The sequence below is a fragment of the Geomonas sp. Red276 genome, assembly GCF_054784495.1.
In genome coordinates this window covers 279,462-286,819 of the sequence record NZ_BLXW01000002.1, presented here as the reverse complement: position 1 = coordinate 286,819, position 7,358 = coordinate 279,462, and the positions used below count along the sequence as shown (strand labels likewise).

6 protein-coding genes are annotated in these 7,358 nt (G+C 60.2%); 1 reads left to right on the top strand and 5 read right to left on the bottom strand.

Going from position 1 to position 7,358, the window contains the following annotated elements; genetic code table 11:
- Nucleotides 1-455: hypothetical protein (locus tag ACYVL5_RS03200; protein ID WP_460594108.1), on the top strand; the 455-nt coding region annotated here is incomplete at its 5' end.
- A 202-nt stretch (nucleotides 456-657) separates the two neighbouring features.
- On the opposite strand, the gene ACYVL5_RS03195 is transcribed toward ACYVL5_RS03200, so the two are convergent.
- The 5 genes from ACYVL5_RS03195 to nuoL form a co-directional block, all read right to left on the bottom strand.
- Nucleotides 658-942, bottom strand: a complete 285-nt coding sequence (locus tag ACYVL5_RS03195; RefSeq protein WP_460594107.1) for a hypothetical protein — start codon at nucleotides 940-942, stop codon at nucleotides 658-660.
- A gap of 342 nt (nucleotides 943-1,284) precedes the next feature.
- Nucleotides 1,285-1,557 (bottom strand): hypothetical protein, encoded by a 273-nt coding sequence (locus ACYVL5_RS03190; RefSeq protein WP_460594106.1) that lies wholly within the window; start codon nucleotides 1,555-1,557, stop codon nucleotides 1,285-1,287.
- A 531-nt stretch (nucleotides 1,558-2,088) separates the two neighbouring features.
- Nucleotides 2,089-3,543 (bottom strand): NADH-quinone oxidoreductase subunit N, encoded by a 1,455-nt coding sequence (locus ACYVL5_RS03185; RefSeq protein WP_460594105.1) that lies wholly within the window; start codon nucleotides 3,541-3,543, stop codon nucleotides 2,089-2,091.
- Between the two features lie 39 nt (nucleotides 3,544-3,582).
- Nucleotides 3,583-5,262, bottom strand: coding sequence for a complex I subunit 4 family protein (locus ACYVL5_RS03180; RefSeq protein WP_460594104.1), 1,680 nt, complete (start codon nucleotides 5,260-5,262; stop codon nucleotides 3,583-3,585).
- 79 nt (nucleotides 5,263-5,341) lie between these two features.
- A complete protein-coding gene (nuoL, locus tag ACYVL5_RS03175; protein ID WP_460594103.1) occupies nucleotides 5,342-7,345 on the bottom strand; it encodes an NADH-quinone oxidoreductase subunit L in 2,004 nt (667 codons plus the stop codon).
- Nucleotides 7,346-7,358 lie beyond the last annotated feature (13 nt).

Sequence of the window (7,358 nt, the reverse complement as noted above, 5' to 3'; positions counted from 1 at the left end):
GTTGCGATCGAAGATTGACCCGTGCGAAACCATGTGAGACAGTAACCAACACCCAGCGGCGCACCCCTCAGGGGGTGGCCGACTTCAATCGGAACACCCGGCCGACTTCCGTCGGATTGGGTGGCCGACTTCAGCGGAATGCGCAGCGGTACCTCGCAGGTTTGGAAATCCTTGCTCTTTACCGCAATCCTCCTAGCGGTTTCCCCACGCTGGAGGAGCTGCGGGCGGCCGTTGCAAAGTACAAGGCTTGCTACGAGGCTGCCGTAAACTACGACCGACTCCTGATCAAGAAACGCAAGGAGGCTCGGAAAGAGGTCACTGAGATGTTCAAGAAGGTCGCCCACTACATTCAGTCGGTGGCCAACGAGGAGAACATCCTTGAGGTCCTGGCAACGGGATTCAGTGTGAGGAGTGCTAACAAGAGGAAAACGGCTGTGGTTCAGACTACAGAGTAAGTTCGTTTTTTTGCATGGTCACCCACCAGTGAGCATCGGGCTCACACCTTCTTATGGCGGATTTAGATGTAGGTACTGGCCGCCACTATCGTCATTTTCGGCAGGGTACACGGTGGGTTGTCGTTGCCCCGGGAGCGGCGGAAACAGCCAGCTCCCGGGGGCTCTTACCCGTTTGACTCCTAGCTCCATCTCCCCTCCATTGTCAGTCGAGAATCCAACTTTGACCGCAAAAATCCCCCATAACACCTCCGATCCGTCCTTCCATTACTGCCGTCACCGTGGAGGCAGCTGCATTCGTCTCGACCGTTGCTACGGTCGTTACTATCGTAGCTGTAATCGTGGCAAAGGTAGGGACGCTCGTCATGACCGTCACCGCAATCATCTCGATGATAGCCACCTTCGTCATGATCGTCGCTGCGGTGGTCTTGATGATCGCTACCTTTGTCACGGTCTTCGCTGCAAACGTATCGAGGATAGCTACGTTCATCGATATGGGTAGCTGCAGTCGTTTCGGTGATAGCTACGTTCATCAAAATTGATAGCTGCAATCCTTTTGGTGGTAGCTACGTTCATAAAACTTGTAGCTGCAATCGTTTCGGTGGTAGCTCCGTTCATAAAAATGGTAGCTGCATTCGTTTCGGTGGTAGCTATGTCCAAAAAAATCGGTGCTGCAATCGTTTTGGTGGTAGCTACGAATGGCCACTATCGTAGCTGCATTTTTTTCGATAAAAGCGACCTTCGTTTCAACCACGGCCGCAGTAATTCAAAGTCCTAACTGTATTTATCAATTTCCTAGCTCCAGTTTTCCTGATGATAGCTTCGTCGGGCACTAAAGCAGCTGCAATTCTTTACGCCCGTAGGTGAATTGGGTTGTATCGCAGCTGCATCCGTATTTGAAGGCAGCTGCAACCGAGGCGATGACAGCTCCGTCGGGCGCGATTTTAGCTCCGTCGGTCGCGATGATAGCTACGGGGTTTACGATGACAGCTACGGCGGTCGCGATGACAGCTACGGGAGGCGTGATGATAGCTACGGGGGGCGGGACTATGGCTACAATCGTTACGATCGTAGCTGCCATGGCTTTGATGATAGCTGCCATCATCTCGATCGTAGGGGCCTCCTGGCGAGGGCCTTCTGGGGTATTGGTGGAAGGGCTGCCCGCCATACGAATACGGTGCAGGATGGTCTGGATGGGGGGCCGATTGGCTTCGAAAAGCGCCCTCACCCGCCCTTCGGGCACCCTCTCCCCTGAAGGGGCGAGGGTATATTCAATTCACATTGGTGATAGCGGCGATCGTCACGATCGTTGCTGCCTCCAGTCGAGGGCCTACCGGGGCAATGGTGGGCAGGGGGCTGCCCACCCTACGAATTGGTGTCGGAATGGTGCAGGATGGTCCGGGTGGGGGGCTGATTGGCTTCGAAAAGCGCCCTCACCCGCCCTTCGGGCACCCTCTCCCCTGAAGGGGCGAGGGTATTTCGTTTTTCCCCCTTGAGGGGGGGATGGATTATGGTCGGAGGGAGATGGATCTCGGAACGAGATGGTCTGCTCTCGGAGGGAGAGGGATTGGGCCTGGAAATAAAAGAGCCCACCGACGGAGGCCGGTGGGCTCTTTTTGCGTTTATGTCGCCGGCCTTAGAACTGGACGGCTTTCTGGGCGAGCTCGAGGACGGTGCCGGGGACCACGCCGAGCACCAGGGTGCTGACGACGGTGATCACCAGGCAGAGGGCCACGGCGGGGGTCATGCCGGCCCACTCGTAGTCTTCCTGCGGCTCTTTGAAGTACATGTACACCATCACGCGGAGGTAGTAGTACACGGAGGCGGCGGAGTTCAGCACGCCGATGATGGCGAGCCCGACGTAACCGCTCTTGATGGCGGCGGAGAAGAGGTAGAACTTCCCGATGAAGCCGGCCGTCGGCGGAATGCCGGCGAGGCTGAAGAGGAAGACGCTCAAGAGAACGGCCAGCAGCGGACGCTTGAAGCCAAGCCCGGCCAGATCCTGGACGTTGCCGTTCTTCTCGCCTTTCTTGCCGATCAGCACCACCACTGCGAAGGCGCCGATGTTCATGAAGGCGTAGGAGAGCATGTAGAAGAGGATGCCGGCGGCGCCTTCGGCGTTGCAGGCGGTGAAGCCCACCAGGGCGTACCCGGCGTGGGCGATGGAGGAGTAAGCCAGCATCCTTTTGACGTTGTCCTGGGAGAGGGCGATCACGTTACCGACGGTCATGGTCAGTACGGCCAGCACCCAGAGGAGCTCGGTCCAGTTCCCTTTCAGCATCGGGAAGGCGAAGATCATGGTCCTCAGGAAGGCGGCGAAGGCGGCGGCCTTGGGGCCTGCCGACATGAAGGCGGTAACCGGGGTCGGTGCGCCCTGGTAGACGTCCGGGGTCCACATGTGGAACGGTGCGGCGGCAACCTTGAAGCTGAAACCGACGGCGATCAGCAGCATGCCGACGACGAAGAGCGGGTTGCTGGTCACGGCCTGGTTCTGGATGGCGTAGGTGGCGATCCCGGCCAGCTTGGTGGTCCCGGTGGCGCCGTAGGTCAGGCACATCCCGTAGAGCAGGAAGCCGGTGGAGAAGGCACCCAGGAGGAAGTACTTGAGACCCGCCTCGTTGGACTTGACGCTGTCACGGTTGTAACCGGCCAGGACGTACAGGCAGATGGAGAGCAGCTCGAGCCCCAGGAAGATGACCATCATGTCGGTCCCGGAGGCCATGAACATCATGCCGACGGTGGCGAAGAGGACCAGGGGATAGAACTCGCCGGAGTTGCACCCTTCCTGGCTCATGTACCGGTCGGAGATCAGGATTGCCAGACCCGCCGAGAAGAGCAGAACCACCTTGAAGAAGATCGCGAAGTTGTCTTCCATGACGGCGCCGCCGAAACCTATCTGCGGTGCGCCCCAGCCGCTCACGGTGCTGGCAGCGGTGATCGCGAGGCCGATGATGCTCAGGTACGCGAGGTACCCCTTGTTTTCGCTCGGAACGAAGACGTTGACGAGCAGCAGCACCATGGCGACTACCGAGAGGATGACCTCAGGCATGATCGCTGCTAGGTTAATGGCTGGCATTGCAATTGTTTCCATCTATAATCCTCCGTCAGCTGTTTCTCAGCGGTCTGTATCCTATTTGTGTTCGGGGGCAGCGGCCGGAGCTTCGATCGGCGGTGCTCCCGGGATGCCGGCATGCGGGTTGGCTGCGGTAGGAGCAGCCGGGGCGGCCGGAGCGGCTTCGCCAGCCGGGGCCGGCATGGCGATCGGCGGAGCCCCCGGGATGCCGGCGTGCGGGTTGATCATGCCGGCGGGGACGTTCATGGCCACCGCCTGGTGCTTCTTCGACTGGGCGATCATCTTGTCGATGGAAGGAGCCATGGTGTCGAGGAAGGGACGCGGGTACACACCCATCACGAAGATCAGGACCACCAGCGGAATCATGATGGCGACTTCGCGGGCGTTCAAGTCTTTCAGGGTCTGGTTCTTCGGATTGCTGAGCTCGCCGAACATGACCCGCTGGAACATCCAGAGCATGTAGACGGCGGAGAGGATCACGCCGGTGGAGGCGACAATGGCCCAGGGGCGCATGGCGCTTTCGAAGGCGCCCAGCATGACCAGGAACTCGCCGACGAAGCCGTTGGTGCCCGGAAGACCAATGGAGGAGAAGGTCACGATCATGAAGATGGTGGCGAAAACCGGCATCTGCTTGGCGAGGCCGCCGAAGTCGGAGATCATACGAGTGTGACGGCGCTCGTAAATGAACCCGACGATAAGGAACAGTGCGCCGGTGGAGACACCGTGGTTGAGCATCTGCAGCATGCCGCCGGCCACACCCTGCTGGTTGAGGGCGAAGATGCCGAGCATGACGAAGCCTAAGTGGGCCACCGAGGAGTAGGCGACCAGTTTCTTGACGTCCTGCTGAACCATGGCGACCAGCGAGGCGTAGATGATGCCGATCACGGAGAGGGTGGCGATGAGCGGCATGAACTTGGCCTGGGCATCCGGGAAGAGCGGCATGGCGAAACGGACGTAACCGTAGGTACCCATCTTCAGGAGGACGGCGGCCAGGATGACGGAACCGGCGGTCGGCGCCTCGGTATGGGCATCCGGCAACCAGGTGTGCAGCGGGAACATCGGGACCTTGATGGCGAAGGCCAGTGCGAAGGCCAGGAACATCCAGGTCTGGGTGACCGGATCAAGGTTCAGCTCGTAGAAGCGCATGATGTTGAAGTCGCCGGCCCCGGCCTTGAAGTAGAGGGCGATCAAAGCGACCAGCATGAGGAGCGAACCGACCATGGTGTAGATGAAGAACTTGACTGCCGCGTAGATCCTGTTCTTGCCGCCCCAGATACCGATGATGAAGTACATCGGGATCAGCATGACCTCCCAGTAGATGTAGAAGAGGAAGAGGTCCAGGGCCACGAAGGAGCCGATCATGCCGACCTCGAGGAGCAGCAGGCAGATCATGTACTCTTTGACCTTCTCTTCGACCGCGGTCCAGGTGGAGAGGATGGCGATCGGCATGATGAAGGTGGTCAGAATGATGAGCCAGAGGCTGATGCCGTCCATCCCGAGGTGGTAGCTCATCTGGAAGGGGCCAGCCGCGATCCAGGGCACGTTCTCGACGAACTGGAAGCCGCCCGTCGGATTGAACCCGGTGATGAGCGGGATCGAAGCGACGAACGTTACCGCCGAGACCGCCAGGGCCAGGCCACGGATAGCGCCGTGGGAGTTCTTGGGCATGAAGAGGAGAAGGATCGCCCCGATCAGCGGTAAGAAGGTTAGTATGCTCAGTAACGGTAGCTGGCTCATTTACTCTGCTCCTTTAACGAAAGGTCAAAATGGTTCTAATACCCGCCTCCGCCAGATCGGCCTCGGCGGGTATGAGTCTTTAGCGGAAGAGGTAGCAGGCGACGATCACCACCACGCCGAGCACCATGGAGTAGGCGTAGTTGTGGACGAAGCCGGTCTGCACGTGGCGCAGGATGCCGCTGAAGCCGCGGACCACGGCTGCCACACCGTTGACGATACCGTCGACCACCACCACGTCGAACCCTTTCCAGAGGAACTGGCCGAGCGCTTTGCAGGGGTTGACGAAGAGGAAGTCGTAGATCTCGTCCACGTACCACTTGTTGTACACCGCACGGTGGAGGGCCGGGAAGGCGTTGGTGAAGGCGGCCGGGATGCTCGGGCGGATGATATAGAGGCCGGCAGCCACACCGATGCCGCAGAAGGCGATCAGCACCGAGAGACCCATCAGGCCCCACTCGGCGGCCTCGCTGTGCAGGCCGTGCAGCCCCTGCTGATGCATGTATTCGGTGGAGTAGGCCAGCACCGGCTCCATGTAGTGCTCGTACACGTTGGGGAGCCCGCCGAACAGCTCGCCGATGACCTTGGGAATCCCGATGTAACCGCCGAGGAAGGAAAGGGCGGCCAGCACCATCAGCGGCAGGGTGATGGTGATCGGGGACTCGTGCAGGTGATGCCAGGCTTTCTCGGAGAGACGGGTCTCGCCGAAGAAGGTCATGAAGACCAGGCGGAACATGTAGAAGGCGGTCAGGCCGGCGGCGCAGGCGCCCACACCCCAGAGGACGATGTTAAGCGGTCCGTGGAAGGGGTTGGCGTAGGCCTGCCAGAGGATCTCGTCCTTGGAGAAGAAGCCCGCGAAGCCCGGGACACCGGCGATGGCGATGGTGGCGATCAGGAAGGTGGCGAAGGTGATCGGCATCTTCTTTCTGAGGCCGCCCATGTTCCTCATGTCCTGCGGGTCGGCGTGGCTGTGCTCGGCGTGGAGAGCGTGGTGCATCGCGTGGATGACGGAGCCGGAACCGAGGAACAGGCAGGCTTTGAAGAAGGCGTGGGTCATCAGGTGGAACACGCCGGCGCCGAAGGCCCCGACGCCCAGGGCCAGGAACATGTAGCCCAACTGGGAGACGGTGGAGTAGGCGAGGACGCGCTTGATGTCGTTCTGGGCGGTGCCGATGGTGGCGGCGAAGAGGGCGGTAGCGGCACCGACGCAGGCCACCACCAGCAGGGCGGTCGGGCTCTTGATGTAGACGAAGTTCATGCGGGTGATCATGTAGACGCCCGCGGTGACCATGGTGGCCGCGTGGATGAGGGCGGAAACCGGGGTCGGGCCTTCCATCGCGTCCGGGAGCCAGGTGTAGAGCGGGATCTGGGCGGACTTACCGGTGGCGCCCAGGAAGAAGCAGAGGCAGATCGCGGTGGTCACCCCGCCGACCGGGATCAGGTCAGCGTGCTTGGCAAGCTCGGTGAAGTCGACGGTCCAGACGTTGTGGGTGGCGCCCATGTAGTAGAAGAGGAGGAAGAGACCGAGCAGGAACCCGAAGTCGCCGACCCTGTTCATCACGAAGGCCTTCTTACCGGCGTCGCCGGCCGACTTCTTGTGGAAGTAGTAGCCGATGAGGAGGTAGGAGCAGAGGCCCACCCCTTCCCACCCGACGAACATGAGGAGCAGGTTGGCGCCGGAGACCAGGAGCAGCATGGAGAAGGTGAAGAGGTTCAGGTAGGTGAAGTACCGGTAGAACCCTTCCTCGCCGTGCATGTAGCCGATGGAGTAGAGGTGGATCAGGGAGCCTACCCCGGTGACCACCATCAGCATGAGAGCGGAGAGCGGGTCGATGAGGAAGGCCACGTCGGCCTTGAAGGGGCCGCACTGGATCCAGGTGAAGACCTGCTTCACGAAGTGCCTCTCCTCGCCCGGAAGGCTCAGGAGCTGGAACAGAATCCCGCAGGCGACCACGAAGGAGCCGGCGACAGCCAGGGTCGCGATCCCACCGATGACGGCTTCATTCTTAATCTTCTTGCCGAATAGGCCGTTGATGACCACCCCGATGAGTGGGAAAAGTGGAATCAACCATACGTATTCAAACATTCCGGACTCCTTT

Excerpts from the sequence above, each read along its gene's own strand:
- ACYVL5_RS03195 (WP_460594107.1), bottom strand. The coding sequence starts at position 942 with ATGAACGTAGCTATCCTCGATACGTTTGCAGCGAAGACCGTGACAAAG.
- ACYVL5_RS03190 (WP_460594106.1), bottom strand. The coding sequence starts at position 1,557 with ATGATGGCAGCTATCATCAAAGCCATGGCAGCTACGATCGTAACGATT.
- ACYVL5_RS03185 (WP_460594105.1), bottom strand. The coding sequence starts at position 3,543 with ATGGAAACAATTGCAATGCCAGCCATTAACCTAGCAGCGATCATGCCT.
- ACYVL5_RS03180 (WP_460594104.1), bottom strand. The coding sequence starts at position 5,262 with ATGAGCCAGCTACCGTTACTGAGCATACTAACCTTCTTACCGCTGATC.
- nuoL (WP_460594103.1), bottom strand. The coding sequence starts at position 7,345 with ATGTTTGAATACGTATGGTTGATTCCACTTTTCCCACTCATCGGGGTG.